General features: G+C 54.8%; 24 protein-coding genes and 1 pseudogene. 11 read left to right on the top strand and 14 right to left on the bottom strand.

From position 1 onward, the window contains the following. Positions 1-58: 58 nt before the first annotated feature. The 3 genes from LIX15_RS31025 to LIX15_RS31015 all read right to left on the bottom strand — a co-directional run bounded on the left by LIX15_RS31025 (position 59) and on the right by LIX15_RS31015 (position 2632). Complete coding sequence (locus LIX15_RS31025; protein ID WP_227779254.1) at positions 59-1309, bottom strand: MFS transporter; 1251 nt, start codon at positions 1307-1309, stop codon at positions 59-61. Between the two features lie 51 nt (positions 1310-1360). Continuing rightward, entirely contained in the window at positions 1361-1756 is a 396-nt protein-coding gene (locus LIX15_RS31020; protein ID WP_227779253.1) for a VOC family protein, read from the bottom strand. 171 nt (positions 1757-1927) lie between these two features. Next, entirely contained in the window at positions 1928-2632 is a 705-nt protein-coding gene (locus LIX15_RS31015; protein WP_227779252.1) for a helix-turn-helix domain-containing protein, read from the bottom strand. Between the two features lie 633 nt (positions 2633-3265). Here LIX15_RS31015 and LIX15_RS31010 point away from each other — a divergent pair. From LIX15_RS31010 to LIX15_RS31000, 3 genes are all read left to right on the top strand, one after another. Further along, positions 3266-5326: an oxidoreductase gene (locus LIX15_RS31010; protein ID WP_227779251.1), complete on the top strand. Its 2061-nt coding sequence runs from the start codon at positions 3266-3268 to the stop codon at positions 5324-5326. A gap of 263 nt (positions 5327-5589) precedes the next feature. Further along, positions 5590-5763 carry a hypothetical protein gene (locus LIX15_RS31005; RefSeq protein WP_227779250.1) on the top strand — a complete coding sequence of 58 codons (174 nt, stop codon included), beginning with the start codon at positions 5590-5592 and terminating at the stop codon, positions 5761-5763. After that, positions 5760-7373, top strand: coding sequence for a sodium:solute symporter family transporter (locus LIX15_RS31000; RefSeq protein WP_227779249.1), 1614 nt, complete (start codon positions 5760-5762; stop codon positions 7371-7373). The genes LIX15_RS31005 and LIX15_RS31000 overlap by 4 nt, the downstream gene beginning before the upstream one ends. Positions 7374-7567: 194 nt before the next feature. Here the strand turns inward: LIX15_RS31000 and LIX15_RS30995 are convergent. The 4 genes and pseudogenes from LIX15_RS30995 to LIX15_RS30980 all read right to left on the bottom strand — a co-directional run. Beyond that, positions 7568-8104: pseudogene (locus LIX15_RS30995) on the bottom strand (transposase); the annotation flags it as partial. Positions 8105-8181: 77 nt separating this feature from the next. Then, a complete protein-coding gene (locus tag LIX15_RS30990; protein ID WP_227779248.1) occupies positions 8182-8802 on the bottom strand; it encodes a helix-turn-helix domain-containing protein in 621 nt (206 codons plus the stop codon). A gap of 19 nt (positions 8803-8821) precedes the next feature. Continuing rightward, complete coding sequence (locus LIX15_RS30985; protein WP_227779247.1) at positions 8822-9241, bottom strand: ester cyclase; 420 nt, start codon at positions 9239-9241, stop codon at positions 8822-8824. A 137-nt stretch (positions 9242-9378) separates the two neighbouring features. After that, positions 9379-9693, bottom strand: coding sequence for a hypothetical protein (locus LIX15_RS30980; RefSeq protein WP_227779312.1), 315 nt, complete (start codon positions 9691-9693; stop codon positions 9379-9381). Between the two features lie 113 nt (positions 9694-9806). On the opposite strand from LIX15_RS30980, the gene LIX15_RS30975 reads away from it, so the two are divergent. The 3 genes from LIX15_RS30975 to LIX15_RS30965 all read left to right on the top strand — a co-directional run bounded on the left by LIX15_RS30975 (position 9807) and on the right by LIX15_RS30965 (position 11790). After that, positions 9807-10226, top strand: a complete 420-nt coding sequence (locus tag LIX15_RS30975) for a VOC family protein (protein ID WP_227779246.1) — start codon at positions 9807-9809, stop codon at positions 10224-10226. 271 nt (positions 10227-10497) lie between these two features. Beyond that, complete coding sequence (locus LIX15_RS30970; protein ID WP_227779245.1) at positions 10498-11466, top strand: nucleoside hydrolase; 969 nt, start codon at positions 10498-10500, stop codon at positions 11464-11466. 96 nt (positions 11467-11562) lie between these two features. Then, positions 11563-11790, top strand: a complete 228-nt coding sequence (locus LIX15_RS30965; protein ID WP_227779244.1) for a hypothetical protein — start codon at positions 11563-11565, stop codon at positions 11788-11790. 269 nt (positions 11791-12059) lie between these two features. On the opposite strand, the gene LIX15_RS30960 is transcribed toward LIX15_RS30965, so the two are convergent. From LIX15_RS30960 to LIX15_RS30940, 5 genes are all read right to left on the bottom strand, one after another. Further along, complete coding sequence (locus tag LIX15_RS30960; RefSeq protein ID WP_227779243.1) at positions 12060-13598, bottom strand: aldehyde dehydrogenase family protein; 1539 nt, start codon at positions 13596-13598, stop codon at positions 12060-12062. A gap of 55 nt (positions 13599-13653) precedes the next feature. Continuing rightward, the gene (locus LIX15_RS30955) at positions 13654-14451 is read right to left on the bottom strand and encodes an ATP-binding cassette domain-containing protein (protein ID WP_227779242.1); all 798 of its coding nucleotides are present in this window, start codon (positions 14449-14451) and stop codon (positions 13654-13656) included. After that, positions 14444-15454 carry an ABC transporter permease gene (locus LIX15_RS30950; RefSeq protein ID WP_227779241.1) on the bottom strand — a complete coding sequence of 337 codons (1011 nt, stop codon included), beginning with the start codon at positions 15452-15454 and terminating at the stop codon, positions 14444-14446. The genes LIX15_RS30955 and LIX15_RS30950 overlap by 8 nt, the downstream gene beginning before the upstream one ends. Before the next feature lie 30 nt (positions 15455-15484). Next, positions 15485-16639, bottom strand: coding sequence for a sugar ABC transporter substrate-binding protein (locus LIX15_RS30945; RefSeq protein ID WP_227779240.1), 1155 nt, complete (start codon positions 16637-16639; stop codon positions 15485-15487). Positions 16640-16892: 253 nt separating this feature from the next. Next, positions 16893-17105 carry a hypothetical protein gene (locus tag LIX15_RS30940; RefSeq protein WP_227779239.1) on the bottom strand — a complete coding sequence of 71 codons (213 nt, stop codon included), beginning with the start codon at positions 17103-17105 and terminating at the stop codon, positions 16893-16895. Between the two features lie 373 nt (positions 17106-17478). Here LIX15_RS30940 and LIX15_RS30935 point away from each other — a divergent pair, with 373 nt between their 5' ends. From LIX15_RS30935 to LIX15_RS33920, 5 genes are all read left to right on the top strand, one after another. Then, entirely contained in the window at positions 17479-17715 is a 237-nt protein-coding gene (locus tag LIX15_RS30935; RefSeq protein WP_227779238.1) for a hypothetical protein, read from the top strand. A gap of 296 nt (positions 17716-18011) precedes the next feature. Further along, positions 18012-18179, top strand: a complete 168-nt coding sequence (locus tag LIX15_RS30930; RefSeq protein ID WP_227779237.1) for a hypothetical protein — start codon at positions 18012-18014, stop codon at positions 18177-18179. Between the two features lie 80 nt (positions 18180-18259). Continuing rightward, positions 18260-19225 carry a CPBP family intramembrane glutamic endopeptidase gene (locus LIX15_RS30925; protein WP_227779236.1) on the top strand — a complete coding sequence of 322 codons (966 nt, stop codon included), beginning with the start codon at positions 18260-18262 and terminating at the stop codon, positions 19223-19225. A gap of 164 nt (positions 19226-19389) precedes the next feature. Then, complete coding sequence (locus LIX15_RS33925) at positions 19390-19734, top strand: ZIP family metal transporter (protein ID WP_438267247.1); 345 nt, start codon at positions 19390-19392, stop codon at positions 19732-19734. A gap of 149 nt (positions 19735-19883) precedes the next feature. Continuing rightward, a complete protein-coding gene (locus LIX15_RS33920; RefSeq protein WP_438267246.1) occupies positions 19884-20090 on the top strand; it encodes a hypothetical protein in 207 nt (68 codons plus the stop codon). 280 nt (positions 20091-20370) lie between these two features. On the opposite strand, the gene LIX15_RS30915 is transcribed toward LIX15_RS33920, so the two are convergent. Together LIX15_RS30915 and LIX15_RS33085 are read right to left on the bottom strand one after the other, a co-directional pair. Then, positions 20371-21615, bottom strand: a complete 1245-nt coding sequence (locus tag LIX15_RS30915; RefSeq protein WP_438267249.1) for an epoxide hydrolase family protein — start codon at positions 21613-21615, stop codon at positions 20371-20373. A 409-nt stretch (positions 21616-22024) separates the two neighbouring features. Further along, complete coding sequence (locus LIX15_RS33085; protein ID WP_265338475.1) at positions 22025-22090, bottom strand: hypothetical protein; 66 nt, start codon at positions 22088-22090, stop codon at positions 22025-22027. Between the last annotated feature and the right edge of the window lie 950 nt (positions 22091-23040).

Raw genomic sequence — 23040 nt, 5'->3', positions numbered from 1 at the left:
ATAGACGACGAGATATCTCCTGAAGGTACACCAGTATCACAGGAGCACCACCATCACTTCATTGGGTTGGTCGGTCGGCAGGGTTTGGTTCAACCTCGGGTTCGGACTCGGTCGGTGGCGTAACGTACACCGTTGCGAGAGCGAACGCTACTGCCCCACCCGCCAACACCACACCGACACCGAGAAACGTCGCACCAAGCCCGACGGTCTCGCTCACCGGACGTGTCACGATCGGCGAGAGGAACTGCCCGATGAAAATCGCGCTCGTCAACCCGCTAAGTGCCCGGCCGCGAACGGCTTCTGGAGTGACCGCCGCGATCCACGTATTGAGATTTGGCAAGAGAAATCCGATGCCAGCCCCTGTAAGAGCCAATCCGGCGAGGATACCGAGCAATGTCTCACTGATCCCGATGACGACGTATCCGACGCTCATGAAGGAAAACGTGAGCGCGACAAGTGCGATCACGCCTACAGAGCGTCGAATGCGCCCGTAGAACAGGGACACGACCCCGCCGCTGAATGTCATCGTTGCCAGTGCAGCACCGACCAGTGTCGCGCTCGCTCCTGTTTGCGATTCGAGATAGAACGGAAGTTGCACGGGGGTCATGTAGAAGATGAGCTGGCCGACGAGTCCGAGCGCGAAGATGAGCGCGAGCGACCCGAGCGGGAAGCGAGCGAGTGTGCAGCGGAGCTCGTCGATGCTCGTCGGGCGGTCTCCGGTTGGTTCTCTACGGTCAGGCTCCGGCAACGCGAACGCCATTGCCGGTAAGAGGAGCAACGCGACCGTGTAGACGAGGAAGGGAACCCGCCAGTCGATATCGGCAAGCACACCCGCGAGCGGTAACAACATGACGCCACCAAACGACGTGAAAGCGGCCTGTCTCCCGAGGACCGTCTCGCAGCGGTTATCTTCGTAGTAGTCGGTAATCAGTGCGGTCACCGTCACCATCACACCTGCGACAGCCAACCCTAGCACAGCTCGGCCGGCGAGAATAGCCATCAGCGAATCGAGAACGAACCCCGAGCCACCGGCGAGCGCGTAGACCATTGTTGAGACGAGCAACAACCACCGACGGCCGTATCGGTCGGCGAGTGCACCGATGACGGGCGCTCCGACCGCGATGAACAGTCCATGCATGGTGAGCACGAGCCCGACGAGGACCACTGCGTTCGGTGCAGTCGTAAACTCCCGCTGAATGGCGGGTAACGCTGGGGCAATCGTCGCCCCCGCCATGATGGTCAGCATGCTGGCGAGCAACAGCGTCGCCTGGGCGAGTCGGGGGTGGGGAAGCGCCGACTCGTGGCTCATCCGGCGGCCCTCAGCTCGCTGAATCCGTGTTTGTGAATCATCTATCGATCCCTACGATTCCACCGGTGGTTCGAAGAGTTCGACCACGTTGCCGGCTGGATCTTCGAGCAAGATCTGCTTGCCACCCTTCCCGGCTACAATTTCGTTCCGGAAGCTGGCTTCCTGGTCTTTCAATCGCTCGACAGTGGCGGCCAAATCCTCGACCTCGATTTGGAAGCGGTTCCACCCCCCGGGCTCGGGGAGGGTTCCGTCAGGCATGGCCTGACCGCTTCCTCCAACACCGGGGGCATTCAGCAACAGGCGAAGCCTGCCGCGTTCGAGCGCCGCGAATCCCGGTGCTGGGCGCATCTGCACCTCGAACTTCAGATGGTCAGTATAGAAGTCGACCGCCGCATCGACATCGTCGACTATGTAACGAACAACGACCGTGCTCATGGTACTCTCCATTGCATACTCGTTTTTGGTTGGAAGATCGAATCAGGGTATCTCTCCTCGCGGAGTGTCTTTATAATGAGAAAATCACAACCACCCGTGTGGAGCGTGCTGTGCGTATACAAGATCAATTCCACAATTTACGTAGGCCATTCTGCAACCGCATTTGCGGGCACTCGCCTTCTGCTATTGGTGGTCTGTGGAATTGGTATTCCGAGGAGCTATCCGTTCGTTCGTGATTGCGGTTGCAACGATCTCTCGCTCCGCCCGGCGAAGACGGTCGGACATCGACCGCCGGGAGATGCCGAGGCGGTCGCTCAGGTCGGTAAGCTTCGTTCCTCGCGGGAGATCGTAATATCCCTCTTCGTACGCGAGTAGTAGTGCCTCACGCTGTTTTGGCGTCAACCCAGCGAGAGACAATCCCTCGCCCTCGGGGTCTGTCGTCGGTTGATAGAGCCCTTCGAGAGTGAACGATATTCCCCGTTGATGGCAGGCTTCGCGGTACTCCGTGAGGGTGGTTCGATCGGGGAAGCGAGCTCGCATGAGCCAGCCATCCCTCGTAATCATTGCATGGATCGGCGTCGTGCCGCGCTTGATAAATTCCTCGGGAATTGCGACCTGCACCTCGATCGGCTCGGCCATTCGAAGTCGATACAGCCGCCGCTTTGTCGCGGCTTCAAGTAGTGTCCATGCCGCAATCGACGCCTTAGCGTCAAGTGCCGCCTCGACAGTGTCGTAGGACTCTGCTTCGATCCAGCAGAGGAGCACCGAGTGATCTACTCCCACGACCTCATCGAGTTTGATGCGGGCATTTGGGATGGACGCAGCAAGGCCGGTCAGTGCGAGAGACGATGAAGAGAGGCGAAATTCGGCGCTCAGATCCGGGTTCATACTCCTCCGTATACGCGTTCGGACAAAGATGTTCATGCTGTACCGCACGAAGTCAATTCCTCCACAGTCACTATTCTAGCCATTGCTGAAGAGTAAATAGAGGGAACAAATCAATCAAGCGAGGATAATTTTGTTTCGGAGAGGACATAGCAGCGCTCTCGGGGTTAAGCTAGAACCTATAATCATCCGAATCTTATGGAGAATACTATAGCTTGAAATATAAAAAACTTGATTGGATTGGTGTTGGATCGCTTGCCATTCCAGACAACAATATTTGACCTAGTTGCCTCCAGCTACTACGATTACGCATACCTGAGAGACGGAATACTAACTGTGCCTGCTACTGTCAGTCGGATGTGTAATTTGTCCCATCATACTTCTTATAATATTCTTTAAATTATAAGCTCTAATTTGGTAACTTATTTTCAGAGGTATTGCACTCCACGTCCGATCTCAAACTCGGAGTGTAGCTATCTGTTCATGCATTGAACGTATCTTTCTCCAGTCAAAAGATGAGACTGCACAGGTGATAGTCACCTCAGAATGCACGATTTCAATGGTTCAACGAACACAATGAATAGATTTCAGGATCCACAATCCTTATGATTGATGGGGTGAGATTCCATGAGAACGATGAACAAGGAACAAGCGATCTTAGCCGATACTGATCCGAACGAGTACTCGTTCACGCACCTGTTCGAACCAACGTCTATTGGGAACGTCGACCTCCGGAACCGGTTGATGATGACAGGTCACACGACGAACTACGCCAGCGGGAAAGAGATCACCGACAAGCTCATCGATTACTATGTCGAACGGGCCAAGGGGGGAATTGGCCTCATTGTGATGGCGTATCTCGCCAACCATCCTTCGACGATGAGTGGGAGTGCAATCTGTGGTTGGGACGACGAGACGATGGTGCCACAGCTCCAACAGCTCACCGATGCAGTGCACGATGCCGGGGCGAAGATAATCTGCCAGAACCTCCATTACGGACGGCAGATCACGAGTCTAAAAAGCGAGGAGCCGGTGCTTTCCGCAAGCGACATCCCAGGGCCTGTCAACGGAGAAATGCCACACGAGTTGACGGGTGAGGAGATCGAGGAGATCGTTGATGCGTACGCCCACACGTCGAGAGTCATTCAGAAGAGTGGATTCGACGGCGTCGAGATCCATTCGGGATATGGTGGATACTTCCTTTCGCAGTTCATCTCCCCCTACTCGAACGACCGCGACGACGAATACGGTGGTAGTTTAGACAATCGACTGCGGATCGTCCGGGAGACACTCGAAGCAACACGTGAACGGGTCGGTGACGAGTTCGTCATCGGACTCCAAGTCAATGCAAAGGACTTCGCACCCGGTGGTATGGACGTCGACGAGTATCAGGAGGTCGCGAAGCGACTCGCTGCTACCGGACATGTCGACTACCTCGTCGTGAAAGCCGGAACCTATCTCAGACAGGATTACATCATCCCAGACATGCAACATGAGCAGGAGCTGTATGCACCGCTGGCACAGGAGATCGGTGAGAGCGTCAAAGCCGAAAATCCGGATGTCACTATCGCTACAGTGGGTCGGGTCACTGATCCACGAGATGCCGACCGCCTGCTGGCAGCGGATAGCATCGACCTCGTTGCGATGACTCGTGGCCATATCGCCGATCCGGCGATCGCGAAGAAAGCCCAAGCGGGTCAGCTCAACGAACTCATCGAGTGTATGGGCTGTAACCAAGGCTGTATCGAGCGGATCTACAACGGTGCGGAGTGTCGGTGTGTGCTCAATCCGGCGACTGGATTCGAGAACGAACTCGGTATGGACACACTTCCCGAGACGGACGAGCCTCGCTCGGTTCTCATCGTCGGCGGTGGTTCTGGTGGCATGAAAGCGGCAGAGGTCGCCGCGCGGATGGGTCACGATGTGACCCTCTACGAACGCGACGAGCAACTCGGTGGGCAGGTTAGAGCAGCAAAGGAGATCTCCAACCGAGGTGAGTTCGAGAAACCGCTTCTATGGCTCGAAGAAGCTCTGAGCCGTGAGGGTGTCACCGTCAAAACCGGTGTCGAGGTGACTCCAGAGTTAATCGAGGATCGTGATCCTGATGCGGTGGTCATCGCGACGGGAGCTTCTCCGCCAGAATTCCCACGAGGCTATCAGAGCTTTGGGATTCGGCGAGAAGATGTTCCTGGATGGGATGAAGCGACGATCCTCACAAGTGCAGAGATCCTTGGCAACGGGAGCGGCACTTCGACCGATCTTGGCGAGCGGGTCGTCGTCATCGACGACGGTGAAGATCATTGGAAGGGAATCGGTACGGCGAAGACGCTTGCTGAAGGCGGCCATGATGTTCATTTCGTAATGCCAGGAGCCGATCCGGGAGGCGATCTCACGGGGCCAACCAAGTCGAAGCTTCAGGCGGATCTGTTTTCTCTCGACAATCCGGTTGATCTTCACATGTTCGCAACAGTGAGTGAGATCGAGTGGCCTGACGTCGTCCTCGATGAACAAGGTCAGGAGCAACGGATTTCAAACGTGGACACTATCGTCCTCGCAGGATTTCACCGTGCAAACGACGATCTCTGGCATGCGATCGATGGTCGGTCGGTTGAACTGATCGGAGATGCTGCAGCCCCACGAACCATCATGGAGGCGATCCACGAAGGCGAACGGGCTGTACGTCGGATGCTCGGCTGAGAGATTCGAGATCGCGCTGATACTGCTCCATAATTCGAATGCGAAACTGGGGGCACCAACAGACTACTGAGAGAAGTTGGGAGCGAATATGTCTTGCTCACATGCTTTCTCGGTTACATCCTCCAAACAAGTAATAAATAATACAACTTTGATAGTATTTATGATGAATGATTAGGAAGTACGTATCGTATGAGGACAGCTAGACTATACCGTGATAATCAACACCAGGAGTCAAACGGGACGATCTCACGGAGGGATTTGCGATGATACCGATGTACCTATTGGGGTTTCCATCTCCAGTGATCGAGGTTCTTGTAATTCTCGTCTGTTTTGTCCTCGGATTCGCGACGTACTTCGGGCTACGGTTCGAAAGTGTTGGAATTGAGGAGTATCGGCGTGAGGATGACGATGAAATCAGAACGGGAGTGAACGAATGATTAATTTAGTGTTTCCCCTGCAGTCGTGGGGCGGCAATCTCGGTATTGAGTACAACTCGCCAGCCGCGGTCATGTTCCTCGTAGTGTTTTCGCTGCTGATGATCGGAATCGGTATTGTGGCTGCCCGGTTCCAAACGGATCAAGAGGAGTACTTCGCAGCTGGTCGACGCGGTGGGATCTTCGTCATCGCCTTGTCCATGTTTGCCTCTATTCAAAGCGGATGGGGGATGATTGGTGTGACGGGAACCGGATCAGTCATCGGCGTCGAATACCTGATCCTCGTTGCTGTGGGTACACCACTAGGGTTCGTACTATCCTACTGGTTGCTCGGTCGGAAGATGCGTATGCTCGGCGAGCTACGCGATGCAATAACGGCGCCCGATGCGATGTATCACCGATTCCAGGACGAACGTGTCCGTCTCCTCGGAGCTATATCGGTGCTCTTGGGTAGCATGGGCTACCTCGCTGCACAGTATGCAGCACTCGGTATTATCGGCGCACTCATCCTCCCGGTCAACTTCTTCGAGGCGCTGTTAATCGGTCTCGCTATCGTTGGGTTCTATACTGTCATCGGTGGAATGCTTGCAGCGATCTGGTCTGATGCGGTACAGGGAGTGATGATGATCGTCGGATCACTTCTTTCATCGTACTACATTATCACAGGGTTCCCGGGTGGTGTTAGCGGGATGATTTCGTCCATCTCGACTAGCCAGCCGGCTTTCTTCGACTTTACCCTCCTCGGAATGGACGGGCTTGGGGCGCTTGGGCTTGTTCTCTCAGTGGTAGTCATTCAGTTAACAGTTCCTGGACAGCCTCACGCTACCACGAAGTTCTATATGATCAAGGACGTTTCGCTACTGCGCTGGGGTGCACTCATCACTGCAGCCAGCTACATGCTGACCGCGTTGTACTGGGTCGCTGCCCCGTTCGTACGCGCGGGAATCATCGAGGGGACCATTCCTGATCCAGGGAATCCGGACGCGACACTCCCGCTCGCACTCGTTGAGTTCGCTCCGGATATTGTCGTTGCATTTGTTCTAACTGCAGTCATCGCTGCCATCATGTCGACAAGCAATGGATTCCTCAATATGAGCTCAGCGGCGGTGGTTCATGATTACTTCATCGGATATCGAGACAAGGATCTCTCGGATCGCCAGCAGGTTCTGTATGGACGGATCACTACAGTGGCCATCCTGATTGCTGCTGGTGTGCTCGCTGCGACGTTCCCGGGCCTTATTTTCGTGCTTGGGGCCGCGGGCTGGGCAATCTTTGCGGCGGTCATCTTCCCATGTGTCGCTATCGCCTATAATTGGAAAGGCGCAACTACCGAGGGTGCACTCTGGGGCGGGGGTCTAGGTCTCGGTCTTACGCTCGTTCTGGCCTACGGTGTGGAGTACCTCGGACTGAGTCTTCCGATGGGGATCCTAGGTGGCCAGTTAGCAACCGTGATCGGTGTCCTCGTGTTCGTCGTCGTCTCCCTTGTCACCTCGACGAACAGCTATGACGACCTCAATCGGGACATGCAGGAGATCTTAGATCTTGGACGAATCCGTGGAGGAGACGTATCGTCACCAGCGATCACGATGAGTAATCACCCAGACGACGACTGATCACGGAAAGTTCGTCGGTGATTTATTGGTCGCAATCTCGAAGAAAGATGCAGTCACTGACCGCCCGTTTCAGTTGCTGCTGGAGGATACTCGTCGCCTCGACGAACCATCTTAAAAAACCTACTCGTGAAACGACCGATATCGGTCTGTCACGGAGTGAAATCAATAACCCCCATCAAACTCGACACTCGGTTCTAACCGATGCCAGTCTGTTTTAGCAACGTGAGAACCGTGTTTGCCGTCACAATCGGCGCATGCTCGTACTCGTCAATCAGCTCAACCTGAACGAGCAGACCGACGGCTCACCAAATCGGGTACAATCGACAGGCGAACGCGAAGTAGAAGAATCGTAAAAAGAAGGTCTTCGACGTTGTAGCGGCCATGAACCGCTTGATACTCCGATAGCCGCTTTCGATCTCCCAGCGATGAACATACTCGCTGAGATACCCCTCTCCTTAGTTCGACATGAACACTGAATACTGATGATGAACAGTGTGTTCGGAGTCTTCCTTCCGGCGGTAGATCAGCGTCGTCTCGTGTCACTCGTTGCTGCCGAGATGGAGTTGTTGCTCAGTTACGTAGTGATCCTGATTCCCCTGGAGGAGACGTTTCGCTTGCGCTTTCTCGCAGGTCCGCATCCGCTTTAGTACGACGTACGTGAATCCACGCCAGCTGATTGCGTCAAGAACGTGCTGGCTGTCGAACTCACGGTCCATCAGCACGTTGTCAACGAGGAAAGTTTGGACACAGCAACATCGACTGAGAGCGACCATGGGTTAATAGTGAGCCCTGACGACAGGGGTCCTATTCAGCAAAAAGAATAGTAAGTGGTGATGATATGGCCCTCTACCCGCTGGAGGATTCGACTGACAACCGATTTGTTCACGTCCAAAAGTTCAGCGAGATCCGTCAACGTACACCGGCGAGGAGACTCGTAATATCCGTGTTTAATTGCTAGTTCGACAACCTCCTGTTGCCGAGCAGTGAGCTCATCCGACATTCCGTCTCTCCCCGAGATCTGGATGAGTTGGTATTCTATCTCCGCCGCGTCCAGTTCGTCACGGAAGGCAGTGAGTCGCTCCTGAGAAGCAGTGAGGTCGCCGACAAACCATCCATTCTCCAGGCGTAACGGAAATGACGGGACAATCCCTGATTCGGCCATTGCTCCGTGTGGTGCTGGCGTCGGTGTACTCACCTCAAAAAGGACAGTCTCATCTGCTGCGTGTCTGATTTCAACATCGGTTAGCCGAGGGAGAGCTGAAAGCGTCTTTTGAAGTGATGGCAGCGAGATCGTTGACGTCTCGATGAGCACCCGTAATTTTCCAGCGGTCGGCCATCCGCCAAGAACCACGAACTCAGTTTTTGGGTGGCGCTCTGATAGGGCAACGAGCGCCTCGTTGGACTTGAGTTTCAGTGTAGCCTGTGGCATAGCTCCAACCGACTGTTATTCACATGTCTCCCATGTCAACTCCCAATTGTTGCATGAGTCCGACCTGGTCGCTCTGAGTCCACGTCTCAATGAGTTTCCCATCCTCAAAGCGATTGATTTCGATAGCTGTAAGTTCTACCTGTCGCCCAGTCGGCTCGATATCAGACATTGGTCCTTGATGAGTCCCTGTCATTGTCCATCGGATTGCAATCTTCTCACCAGCAGCGATCATGTCTTCTATCTCGAACTTCATATCGGGGAAGATCTCGCGCGTTCGGCTCGCAAGTGCGGTGTACAACTCAGGTCCCTGCATTTCCGTAGCCAGTTCGCGGTCGTGGATGATGTACTCTTCGTGTACTAATTCGTCCGCTGTATCCAGGTTTGAACCGTTCCAGATGTCTTCGTACAGCCGAGTGAGAGCGTCCTCGGATGTTGGCATAACTCATTCTATTACCACTATTAGCATGGACATTGTGGTCAACATGTTGCCATTGGTGTGTGGAGATGGCTCAGTTGCGAGCCAGGCTATTTTAACGGGAATGATCACCGACGGACTGCGGGGTAAACGTGATGATATTAAGTGGAAACGTTCGTCGTACTCTGAATCGTCAGGACTGAAAGGGAATCATCAACAGTGGCTATCAGCCTTCCCGCGTCGGTCTTCACCACCAGCTCGGCCTGGAGAGGGTGCTTGTGAACTGTATAATCAGGCGTCGGAAGTTCCCAATCGTATGTTTCTGTGACGGCAATCCCCAACTCACGAAGGGCACTGGCAATCTGTGTATCGTCTGAAATTGATGGCCAACCCATCCACTCCGAGCAGCCTGATGCCCTTCCATTGATTATTACCCGCGGGTGGCCTAGGTCATTCGTGGGGTTTCTAGATATCATCGGCCCGCTCAGCTATCCAGAAGCAAATCCTCTTAACGGTAGCTATAGGTCGCATCCAGACGAATCTATACTCAGGGTCAGAAACTCATCTGCCAAAAGGATATCATTCAGTCATGGAACCACGAATCAACGTCATTACATTAGGAGTTAGCGACCTAGAACAATCACTCAAGTTTTACCGCGATGGCTTGGGATGGTCGACGGAGGGCATCGTTGGCACTGAATTTGAGGGCGGCGCTGTTGCCTTTTTCCCGTTAAACAAGGGCTTGCAGCTTGCTCTCTATCCGAAACAGCAGATTGTGGAAGACGCGAATGTCGACGAAACTCCATCGAGTCCTGCGGAGTTCACCATCGGCCACAACGTCGCGTCGAAAGAAGACGTCGATGACGTGATCGAAACAGCAGAGCAAGCAGGGGCGGAAATCACCGACCCGCCGCGTGACCGTGAATGGGGCGGATACTCGGGTCACTTCAAGGATCCAGACGATCACCTCTGGGAAGTGGTCTGGAATCCACAATTCGAGATAGAGTGAATGCACACCATTGACTTTGCAAAATTCGCGTTCTTACTGAATGGCCGATTCGACCCAGCTCACAACGGAATAAAGCCACGCATCAAATCACCCCTTCGAGCTTGTGCCGAGTTGAGATTACACTGCGAGCGCGAAGTCACCGATGATGTGTTTCTTTGGCTGTCGGCAGTATTTTGCCCACTGTTTTCGCTATTCGATTGTATATGTCGTGTCATCGTCCGCGACGAATCTGGTCAGCACTTACTTGAAAGGCCTGTCCGTACTCGTTTTCATGAACGAGGACACGCGACGGGTGATTATCGATACCGATACGGCGGGCGACGACACGCAGGCACTCCTCCTCGCAGCGACCGCCAACGACATCGAAGTCGAGGGCGTTACCATCTGTACCGGAAACGTCGAATTCGAGTACATGGTGGAGAACGCTAAGTACACGCTAGATATGGTAGGCACCGCCGAAGACGTTACCGTCTACGAAGGCGCACGAACGCCGCTTGTGAAGACGCACGAATACGCCGATTACGTTCACGGCGAAGGCGGACTCGGCGGCAACCTGTTCCCGGATACCGGAATCCCCTCCGGCGACCGCCACGGCGCGGACTACATCGTCGAAATGGCCCGCAAAAATCCGGGTGAAATCACGCTCGCCTGCATTGCGCCGCTGACGAACGTCGCGCTCGCACTTCAAAAAGAACCGAACCTGAACGAATTGCTCGATGAAGTGTGGGTGATGGGTGGAAACGTTAATTGCCTTGGCAACGTCACTCCCGCCGCGGAATTCAACTTCTGGGTCGATCCCGACGCCGCGAAGCGGGCGATCCGTGAGCTGGATATCGTTCTCTTCGATTGGGGGGTCACCGTCCGAGACACCGTATTCGATGCCGAACTACTGGCCGAAATCGACGACGGTCCTGATACCGAACTCGCATCGTTCTTCACGGAGATAACGGCTCCCGTCCGCGAGTTCAACAAGGAGTCACAGGGACGGGACATGACGACGCAACCGGACGCGGGCCTGATGGCGGCGCTCATCGAACCGGATCTCATCGAATCGGCCGTGACGTATCACGTCGACGTCGACGAGCGCGAAGGACTGACTCGCGGATACACCTTAGTGGACGAGGACGACATCACGGACGGCGAGGCCAGAACGACCGTGATTGAATCGTTCGATACCGCCGCGTTCCACCAGATGTTCAAGGACATGCTGTTCGAATCGTCGCCGACAGCATCCCTATAATCGGACCGACTCGACAGTCCAGCGAGGGAGAACGGCGCGAGCGAATCTTCTTCGACAATGAGACACTCCATCACGTCCTAGATAGCTGATTCTGCATTGGAAAACGGCTTCGACGCGCTCCTGTTGGTCAACGGCCACGACGGGAATGCGTCGTTCGTCGATGACACAATCAGCACTATCGGCGTCGCACATCCAGACCACGAAATCCTCAGCCTGGCGTACTTCGATCTCGCCACATCGTTCGTTGACGACATCCGCGAGAGCGATATCGGCGGGATGGCGCAAGGTGGAGAGTTCGAAATTTCTCTGGTTTTATATCTTTAGCCCGACCCCGTTCGCGAAGACCGCATTGAAGGTGAGTATCCCGATGAACTATACGAACAGGCTTCAGTCGACTTGGTGGAAGGCGGCCCACTGTCCGTTTATCGACCGTTCACGGCGTACTCGTCGTCAGGCGCGATCGGTGACCCCAAATTTCGAGTGCAGACAAAGGAGAGCGGCTTTTCGACCAGCTCTGTGATGCGCTGACAGAAATCCTCCAGGAGATTCACGAGCAAATGACCGCCGAAACGTGACTCACCGATCAGTTTGGGCTATTCTCTCTCATTCTCCCGGTTGAGTGGTGACGCGGCGTTCTCGTAATCGACGGCAATCGTCTTGACTTGCGAGAGTTGTTCAAGCGAGTACTTCCCACCGATTCGACCATTGCCACTGTTTTTGCCACTGTACCCCCCGAACGGTGTGTGAATCTCCCAGTATGCACTGCTATCGTTGATGTTGACAATACCGGTCTCAACACGCTCAGCGAAGTAGTACATTAGTTCGATGTTACTGGTGAACACACTCGATGTGAGTCCGAGGTCGATTTCGTTGGCAATCGCAATTGCTTCGTCGTAGCTACTGAACGTGATGATCGGTGCAATTGGCCCGAACGACTCCTCCCAATTCACCGTCATCTCAGTCGTTACATCGTCGAGAACCGTCGGCTGGTAGTAGCGATCCGTCGGCATATTGTCCGCCCGACCACCTCCTGTGACGACCGTCGCACCCTGTTCGGTCGCGTCTTCGATGTGGTGATCCATCTTGTCGGCAACACCATCGTTGTTGAGCGGCCCGAGATCGGTTTCTTCTGCTGTGGGGTCACCGAGTGTCAACTGTTGTGCGTGGTCGGCAATGTGGTCGACAAATTCATCGTGGACATCTTCGTGGACGAGGATACGCTCGCTTGCTGAACAAATTTGGCCAGTGTTGTTGAAACACCCAGAGGATGTGCATTCGACCGCTGCGTCGAGGTTGGCGTCATCGAGGATTATGACGGGGCCATTCCCCCCGAGTTCGAGAAGCGTCGGTTTCGTTCCAGCGTCTCGTGCAATCGCTTCGCCCGTCTCGGGACTCCCTGTGAATCCGATCACATCAGTACCGTCGTTGACGACGAGTTCGTTCCCAACGACCGGCCCTTCGCCAGTGACGAGATTGAGTGCGCCATCAGGCAATGACGTGTCCGAGAACACCTCCAACAGTTTGATCGCAATGACTGAGGTGGTTGGCGCCGGCACCCAGACGATACTGTTGCCAGCGGCAAGGCCAGGTGCGATATACTCTGCTGGGATGTTCAACGGGAAGTTCCACGGGGTGATGACGCCAAGGACGCCGTGTGGTTTGCGGATGGTGTAGATGTGCTTCCCGGAGTCTTCTGATGGGATCACGTCTGTTTCATCGCGTTTGACGTCCTCAGCCGCGTTACGGAACTCCTTTGCACAGAGGTCGACCTCCACCTTCGCTTCAGTGAGTGGCTTTCCTTGATCTCTTGTCAGCCATTCGGCGAGCGAGTCACGGCTCGATTCGATGGTGTCGGCAAGTTCGTGACAGAGTTCAGCGCGTTCGAACGCCGTCATGAACTCAAGGTCTTCTTTGACCTCTCGTGCCGCATCGATTGCTCGTTGGGCGTCCGTTCTCGTCCCGGCAGGCATTTCGCCGAGGGCCTTGCCAGTTGCAGGATTCGTGACTGTGTAGGTCTCACCGCTTTCGCTTACTGTCGGTTCACCAGCGATGTACATCATAAACGACATCGATCCGTCTTCCAAATCGGTCGATGACACGCTCCCTTCATCAGTCATGGTTCGTGTTACCATCACTCGTTGCCAGATATAAGCCCTCTGGAGAAATAGGGCACAATCCACAACGAGCCTACGACGACGGAGTTCCGCTGGTAAGCAAGTCAGTCACCGTCTCCTTGTCCGTCTGTTCTGGGTTGACGGTCGCTACCAACTGTCCACGATACATCACGGCAATGCGATCTGCGAGATTGAATACGTCCTCTAAATTGTGACTTACGACGATTTGCGTGTGCCCCTCCGCTTTCAGCCGATGCATCGTGTCATGAACCAACTCGGCTCCTGCGACGGAGAGGGCACTCGTCGGTTCGTCAAGGATGAGGACTTCCGGGTCAAACAAAAGCGACCGCCCCACTGCGACGAGTTGGCGTTGGCCACCGGAGAGGAACGCCACCTCTGTGGTCGGGCGAAGATCTTGCTGCAGGAACTCCAGTATCTTGGTCGTATTCTCGTACGTTTGGCGCCAGTCGATGACGTCGACCGGTCCGATATCGAGTCGTTTCGGAAACTTCCCGATGTGGATGTTCGTCGCGATGTCGAGATCGTCCATTAATGCCAGATCCTGATAAACAGTCTCGATACCCCGCTCGCGAGCCTCACTTGGGTTCGAAAATTGCACTTGCTCGCCGTCAAAGATGACACGACCGGCAGTCGGCTGGTAGACGCCCGAAAGCATGTTCATCAGTGTCGATTTTCCTGCGCCATTATCTCCAACGACCGCGAGGATTTCGTTCTCGTAAATCGGCAGCGTCACATCTTCGACGGCGATCACCCGTCCGAACTGTTTGGTAACGTCCTCGAAGCGGGCTTTCTCTATCTGGTCGTCGCGCACATCCGTTGTGGTCGTTTCGAGACTATCGTCCTTAGTCACGTGGTTTCACCTGCCGTGAAAGGATTCGTTCGCGCAGCCGACGCCGCGAGCTGTACAGCAAAATCGCACCGAAGAGGACGAGGCCGTTTACCAGCGTCACCTGTTCAGGCGGGGTGCCGCTGATATTGAGTGCAGCCTGAATCACTCCGAGGAGTAGGACTCCACCAAGTGCACCGGTGACCTTGCCACGTCCACCGAAGAGACTGACACCACCGATGACGGCAGCAGCGAACGCTGGGAAGACAAGTTCGTCACCGATTGTCGGCGGGACGACACTGATGAAACCGGTGAGCATCAACCCACCAGCAGCGGAGAGCACGCCACTGATACCGTATACCGCGATTATCATCCATTCGGTGTTGATACCGACTGCCCGCGCCGCCTCCTTATCACTCCCGACGACGTAGATGGCTTGCCCGAACGTGGTGTATTTCATCACGAACCCGACGAGGACGAATGTGAGCACGAGGAGGCCGACCGAAATCTCGGGGGAATTCCCGATTTCGACGTACCCCTCCGGCAAGCCGGTGACGGTAATCGTACTCAAGCTCAGCTTTGCGCCTTGGAGAATGATCAAGAACGCGAGCGTCTGGAGGAATGGATTGATACCCACCTTCCCAACCATTACCCCGTTCATAAGCCCGACGGCCAGCCCGATTGTAAGAATGACGAGCACACCAACGAACGGATCAGAGACGAGAGCCCACTTGTTTGCCGAGACAATGAGTCCCGCCAACATCGCAGAGAACCCGGCGATCGACCCGACGGACAGGTCGAAGTGACCGGAGATGAGACAAACTGCTTCCGCGAGTGCAACGAAGCCGAGTCCGACCGAACCATGGAGAATGAACTCGAACGAACGAAAATTCGTGAACGTCCGCGGAACGGCCAGCCAAATCGCTAACGACATCACCAGCAGTATCGGCCAAATCATGTTCTCGAGCACCCGCAGTAGGAACTCGTCGATATCTACCGAGCGTCTAACGACGTTGATCGTACTCATGAGTATGGATCTTCGAATCGGAGGGGGTCGTCACTGGATCGACGCGTCTGGACCCCAGATGTTCCCCCACAAATACGGTGCGTCTGCGTTTTCCTCGGTGATTTCGACGTGACTCGTGACGAACTGGCGGTGGTTAAACGCTTGTCTGATGGTTGCTGGTGACCAAATCGGCGCTTGCCAGAGTTCGACACCGCGGTGCTGAGCAGGTTCAATGGTGACCGTCTGCCCGCCCCCACCGTTTGCGGTCGTTGTAGTTTGATTGCCTGTTCCAGTGACTGGCTCTTTCGTCGAGGTCACAGTCGACCCTTGCGACGGGAGTGCCGATTCACCCTGGTTGACGAAGCGTTCGAGATACGCCAGCGCGAGTGGGCCGTAGTAGTAGTTCGGCTGGTCGACGGCTCCATCAATGAATCCCTCCATGATCATCTCGTGAGTGTTTTGTGACCCATCGAGTTGCGTCATCACGATGTGACCATCCTCTCCACGCGGAACGGCTAAATCCATCTCCTGGAGCGCCGACAGAGCGCCAAGACTCATCAGGAAGTTCGCCGAGTAGATCGCGTCCGGTGGTTGGTTGGCGTTGATCCACTCCGGGGTACGCTGTTTGGACGTCTCCCGTACCCAGTCACCGACGACCGTCCCGGCAACAATGACGTCATCAGTTTGTTCTATGAGGTTCACGAACGGCTCGTGTCGGAGACGAGCAATATCGCGGCCTGGTGGTGCGCGTACTTCGAGTACTTGGTACTGGTCTTGGTTCGGTTTCTGTTGTCGGAGATTCTCGACTAACATCTCACCGGCACGGCGTGTCGCGGCTTCGTCATCCCACGAGAAGTGCATCTTGTCAGCACCAGTTGCAGCATCAATATCGACGGTGAAAACGGGGACGCCAGCATTCGTCGCTTCCTCAACGACTGATCCAATTGCCTGCGAATTAAATGGAATCAGGACGATTCCGTCGTAATTCTGGTTGACCATCTGACGGATGTCAGTAATCTGTTTCTGACTCTCACCGCCGGTGGTGAACAGGTTGTAGTTGAATCCCTGGTCTTGCGCGTAGAATTGTGTCGCTTCGACAACCGCGGTTACCCACGCTCCGGACGTGAAATGTGTCGAGAGACCGACTGTGAGCGATCCGTCCTGGCTCGTGTACCCCGAAAGCCCCGCCATTCCCAGAGCGGTCACACCACCAACGCCTCTTAAGTACGAGCGTCGACCTATGTACGACCTCTCTTTGTTTTGTGACACCATACAGGACGAACTACCGCCTACGGAATGATAATAGTCAACTATTATCATAGAACTGTTTGCGGAGTAGTTCAAAGAATCGTCACTATAATATTCCTTTCACCAACTTTATTTCTACAAACCTTGACTGTTTTGGACTCGGGGAGTCTCACTAAGGGAAACAGTTAGACACGAAGATCCCAGCAGTCCTTCAAACAGTGGAGAGTGAAATGTTTGCAACTCGGTGGATCGAGACCGTGTCTAAGGCTGCGGAGGTCGTGAGCTCGACGACATTCTCGTCTGTAATACGGTCGATATCGATGACTATGAGGAGATCGTCGAATGCGAACACGCGAATATTTGCACAGCGGGTGGGCTCGTCGTCAGTCTCTTCAACGAGTCCAGCTGCCCGTGCGGGTTTCATGACCTAGAGAGCAAGGCCATCGCCGGAGCATTTGATTGTGGTGGGCATTGTAGGTTAGTATATTATACTAACCTAAGAGTGTTCGCCTCGTCAGTCGCGCTCTTGGTGCAGCAGTGTTGATGAGAACATGGCTTCTCCCACTGCATTCAGTTTCACTTCCGCTCTGGTTGGCTGAAGACTTTATCCATGGCGTCCAAAGAATGGAATGCAGTGAGCATATCCCAGTAAGTGATGTGGGGGTCTTGTGTTCATCCCAAAACCCATCCTCCCCCATATCGCGTGCTCATTCCCCTTACTACAACGCACGAGATAGCGGCACGTATAAACCCCGACCGAGGATTTACCTGTGAAGTGGTTGAATTTGAGAGTACGTATGGGTCCAAATGGGAAATCACCACTCACCCCACTTGCGCAAGACGCTCTTGAGGCACTCGCGAGGAGACTCCCAGATGAGAGAGAGCTCACCTACGAGCACGCCTATACGATTTTGGATGAGGAAGAGGATCTGGGACAACCCGCTGCCGAGGATATCATCGAACGACTCTACATGAAGGGCTATCTCTACGAGGTTGAGGGGAAGCTCCGGCTCACTGATTACGGGGCTGAATAGCGAGGTTACTCTTTGGTAGTAACTTTCTCGAAGGTCCCGAGGATGATACTGAGTGGCCTCGATGTTTGGTATCTCGAAAGTGATGGTGGTAGTGAATGTAGCTTGAACTAACGTAGTCCAGTCTACACAATCAGCCTCTTTATAATTGACCAGTTCGGTATTCTGTTCTGAGAGCTGGACCGTCTCGAAGAGTTGCCGAGCTGTATTCGATGCTTTCGCGACGAGATTCGACGAGCCGTCGTCAACGCTCTCTTCAGCCTCTTAATCTCGCACGAGATTGATTAGTCGAGATATCGATGCCCGAACTCGTGCGTTCTTCTCCTCATCTTGTCACGGTTCTTCGCGTTCTGGAGCATGATACCGATCGGATGGCTATCAATCCAGATGTCTTCGATTTCAGCGTCCAACGGCGACTCTGCACCTCGCAATTCGATGGCGGACTGCTGGCCTTGCTGTGTGTGTAACCGAATCGTATCGACTGTAACTCTTCGTCGGACAAATACCACTCGGGGTTTGACAAGCCGCCTCGTCGTAGACCCTCGTAGTGCGCACTTCGATAAAGAATGTCTTTTGGAACGCGGCGGACCGACGCCTGCGTCTCCCGTGGCGGTTCGTCGTCGCCGCAATCGTGTTCGGAATCGTCTCGCTCGCGGCGGCGTTTTCGCTTCGTCCGGTGTTAGTGTCCGTCTTCGTCGGACTCCAGTTCGCGTCGTTCGGGCGTCTCGGCACACTGCTGTTTCAAACATCGCTCCAACTCGTCGTCGTGGTCCTGTTCACGTACCTCGTCGGGCGGTTCATCGACCGGCGTCGATTCGCCGACTTCGGCCTTCACCTGTCGCGGTCGTGGTGGCTCGACTTCGGGTTCGGTCTGGCCCTCGGTGCGGCGCTCATGACCGCGATTTTTCTGATCGAACTCGCGCTCGGATGGATTCGCGTCACCGGGACCTTCCAGACGGTGTCGGGCCTGTCGTTCGTCCTCGTCTTCTGCACGTCTGTCCTGCTCTTCCTCTTCGTCGGCATCAGCGAGGAATTGTTGGTACGCGGCTATCTCCTCACGAACCTCGCCGAGGGGTTCCGATGGCTATCCGGCGACGCTGCGGTTGCGATTGCGACGCTCTGTTCGTCGGTCCTCTTCGGTATCGGGCACGTGTTCAACCCGAACGCGACGCTCACGAGCACGTTCGTCATCGTCCTCGCCGGAATCATGCTCGCCTTTGGCTACCTGCTGACCGGCGAACTGGGGCTTTCTATCGGGTTACACGTCTCGTGGAATCTCTTTCAGACGAGCGTCTACGGCTTTTCGGTCAGCGGACTTCGTCTCCCTGTGACCGTCGTCGCGACCGAACAGGTCGGTCCGCGCGTGTTTACCGGTGGACTGTTTGGCCCCGAGGCGGGTCTCCTCGGCGTCGGCGCTATCGTCGTCGGAACGGTAACCATCGCGTGGTGGGTTCACTCCCGCGAAGCACGGCTCTCGCTTTGTTCGTCCGTGTGGACTCCGGAACTCCGCTAACTACCGCTGAGTATCGCTGCTACAACGTCGCTCGTGGGAGGTTCGGTACTGTCTCGAAGAGGAGATCGCTGCTCCAATCCCATAGTTGAAACTGGTCTTCTCAATGCATATGGGATGCGCTACTAAGAGTTCTGCTCGCAGGCTCCGGGCTCCTACTCGGCGCAGTGGTCGCTGTCGTCTTCGACGGTCGCTTATCCCATCGATTCATTGCTGCTAATATGGGCTTCGACGGAGGCGTGCTCATTGCCGTGCTAACCATCCATCTGATGGAATCGGCATATGATGACGGCGGCCCCATGGTGGCCTCAATGGGCTTCTTATTGGGTGCAACTGCATTCAGCACCATCAACTTGCGTCTGGCGCAGAATGAGGCCAGGCACCGCAATCGCTGCGGCGAGTGCGTCGAGCAACCATCCGAGGCGGAGCACGAAGGGAGTGGACTGGCGATCGCGGTAGGCGCCGCCCTCGACGGTATTCCGGAGTCCCTCGTGATTGGGTTGTCGCTCTAGCCGGAGAGGAAATTGGCCTTGGACTGGTCGCCGGTTTCTTCCTCTCGAACGTCCTGCAAGGACTCTCAAGTCCTTCCGGCATGAAGAAAGCGGGCCGTTCCAGCAGATACATCTTCAGCCTCTGAACCGGGATTCGGCTGATCAGCGGAATGGCGGCGGCCGCCGGTTACCTCTTGCTAGGCACTGGGGACCCGGCAATTCTCGCCACGATCCTCGCATTCGCGGCGGGCGCGGTGTTGGCCATGCTCGCCGAGTCCATGATTCCGGAAGCTTTCGCGGATGCGCAACCGTTTATCGGGCTGATTACGGTAGTCGGCTTCCTTGTAACATTCCTCATCATCAGAATATATGCCTAGGCCGGGCATCAATTCGGAAAAGTATCCGATCAAGAGTATCGGCGGCTGCTCTTGAAGAGGAATCGCGTGGCGAAGACGACCCACACAAGCGAGGAAATACTTAAAACCCCTAGTCAAATTGTCGTTTCTCCGAACCGGTCGTGCGCCGGATCGATACTCGCCACAACCGTTAGCGGGCCGGCTCCCATGCCCAGTGAAATCACTTGTTCTGTTGTGGCATCGATGTTATCGTGTCTGGCGAAAGAATACGGGAACGTGCTGGGCTCGACGTTCTCTCTGACTAGCGGAGTGGTCTGAATCCCGCTTGGACCTCGGACGTGAACCGCTCTGGTACTTCCCAGGCCGCAAAGTGCCCGCCTTCGTCGAGCTCGTTGTAATAGATCAGGTCGTGATACGCCTGCTCTGTCCAACTCCGCGGGGCTGGATGGATCTCGTCAGGGAAGATGCTCACGGCAGCCGGGATGGAGACGTCGACAGCATCGAAGAAGCGGCCCTCTCCTTCGTAAAGAGTATCCCAATAGAGACGAGCCGAAGAAATCCCCGTGTTCGTCAGCCAGTAGAGCGTGATGTTGTCGAGGATGTCGTCTCGGGTGATGGCGCCGAACGGTTGCCCGTCGAAGAGGCCAGCGATTCGCTCGTAACTACGGATGTCGTGGTCAAGCATCCACGCTGCTAGGTCGATGGGAGAATCCGCCAATCCGTAGAGCGTCTGTGGACGTGTCCCCATTTCGATTGCATAACCTATGTCCTTCGTGAAAAACTCGTTCAGCCGCTCGTACGCCCGACTTTCGTCGGCCGAGAGATCAGATGGTGCCAGATCGCCGCGCACAAGCGCCTTTGACACGTCGGGTGGAACAGTAGAGGGCATATTGGAGTGAATGCCGAGCAATTCCGGCGGTTCCTGCATAGCCATCACGTCGCAAATAGCCGCCCCCCAATCACCGCCTTGGGCTACAAACTCCGAATATCCCAGGCGCTTCATCAGCTCGACCCAGGCACGCGCGATGCGACCGGGATCCCAACCGGTCTCGGTCGGTCTGCCTGAAAACCCGTAGCCCGGCATTGACGGAATCACCAGATGGAACGCGTCCGATGCACTCCCCCCGTGCGCCGTGGGATCGGTCAGTGGGTCGATGATCTTCAGGAACTCGAGGATCGAGCCGGGCCATCCGTGCGTGAGGATGAGCGGCAACGCCTCTTCATGGTCTGAACGAACGTGAATGAAATGGATATCTAGTCCGTCGATCTCGGTCATGAATTGCGGCAGGTCGTTCAGTTTCGCCTCGCACGTGCGCCAATCGTACTCTGTCTCCCAATAGCGCGCGAGTTCCTGAATTGTAGCGAGCTGGACGCCTTGCGATTGATCTGTGACGGTTTCCTCGTCGGGCCACCGCGTGGCGGCGATGCGCCGACTGAGGTCGTCAAGTTCCTCTTCAGGAACGTCGATGCTGAATGGTTCGATTTCAGGTTCGTTGGACATGTGAATTCTCCTTGGATTGGTTGATTGGCGACAGAAGGAATGGATCGTATCGGCTTTGGCCGAACAGTTGCTTCTCCCCACCGCCTCTGCATCACCGTAAGCCCTCCTCCTCTAGGGGGAAGGCGACGTGTGACCGGGTCGATGCCACCGCAGGCCGGAAGAGCGACCCAGGGGGTGGTATCGTCTCTCTCCCCCCAAGGAAGTAAAAACGACATCCAAGGCAATAGATGTCACTGAAAATTATATTTCAACTAGCTTTTGGTATAGTCGGTGATTTGTCACAGGTTTGTTGAGTGCCTCTGGAGCGTTTACGGTTTAATGCTGATGAAGCGATGTTGATTGTAATAGAATTGATAATCTAAAACCGGCAAGCAAAGACAGGGCTCATGGATCCTGTTTAACACCTCCTCTGAATTGCTCGGATTGCTCGCGGCTGAAGAGTACGCACAACCCGTTATACGACCGTCACAGGCACAGGGGATCGACGGACGACCGTTTTTGCGACGTTTCCAATGAGAATCCGTTCGACCAGGTCGCTTCCGTGACTTCCGAGGACGAGCGTATTGAACTCCGTTGCACACGTGAATATCGCTTTCGTCGGCTTCCAACCTTGACGACGGTCTCGAATTCGGTGTCGTAATCCGCAGTGATCTCACGGGCACGATCGAACACTTTCTCGGCGCGTTCTTCAGCAGCCGATCCGGGATCATCCGCGAGTGCGAGACTCGTTGCTTCTCCCAGGAACGTCGTTGCACCTACGACGTGAAGAACAGTCACTTCTGATCGGGTCTACTTCGCGTTCGCCTGCCTGCTGTACTCGATCTGGCGAGCGGTTGATCTGCTTGTCCAAGTCGAGTTAACTGGTGAGTACGAGCACGCACCGATCGTGACGGCCGACAATACGCTGACGCTGCTGAAGAAGGAGACGGGGATTGGGTAGAAAGCCGCTCAGTCCGAACGAACGACGAAGCTCTGAGTGGCAACGCTGGTAGCAGACTCAGAAATTCCCCGGCGTAGTTGTCAGTATGACTGGAATGGGCGCTCAAGAGCTGATTTGAAGCAGTTTCCCATCGCCGATCCCTCGAAATCACGCATCACGGCACCGTTAAACCCCTGTAGTCTCATCTTCCAGTTTGTGCAAAAGTTGAGACTGATTCGTCCAATTCATGAGCGAACGTATTCGAGGAATCTAAAGATCTATATGAATTGAGATGAAATCGAAAACAAGATCATCATGAGTAATATAATCCTGCGATCATATGGCCACCTCGCGCTCTTCTTAGGCATTGTCGGAGCTGGATTTGCGATCATGGTTATTGGGCTTAATCCTGATAAACTCATTTCGTGGGTCGCTGGCATAGCCTGTGTCGTCCTTGGTATCATTGGATATCGTACGATACTAAATAATTAATATATTCAATACTATCTCGACTCGATTAGAAACCGTACAAATTTTCTATTCTGTTTTCT

This window comes from Haladaptatus pallidirubidus, from assembly GCF_020700235.1.
GTDB classification, from domain to species: domain Archaea; phylum Halobacteriota; class Halobacteria; order Halobacteriales; family Haladaptataceae; genus Haladaptatus; species Haladaptatus pallidirubidus.
Note: the sequence above shows the minus strand (reverse complement) of the source record. Positions and strands in the feature narration are given on the sequence as shown.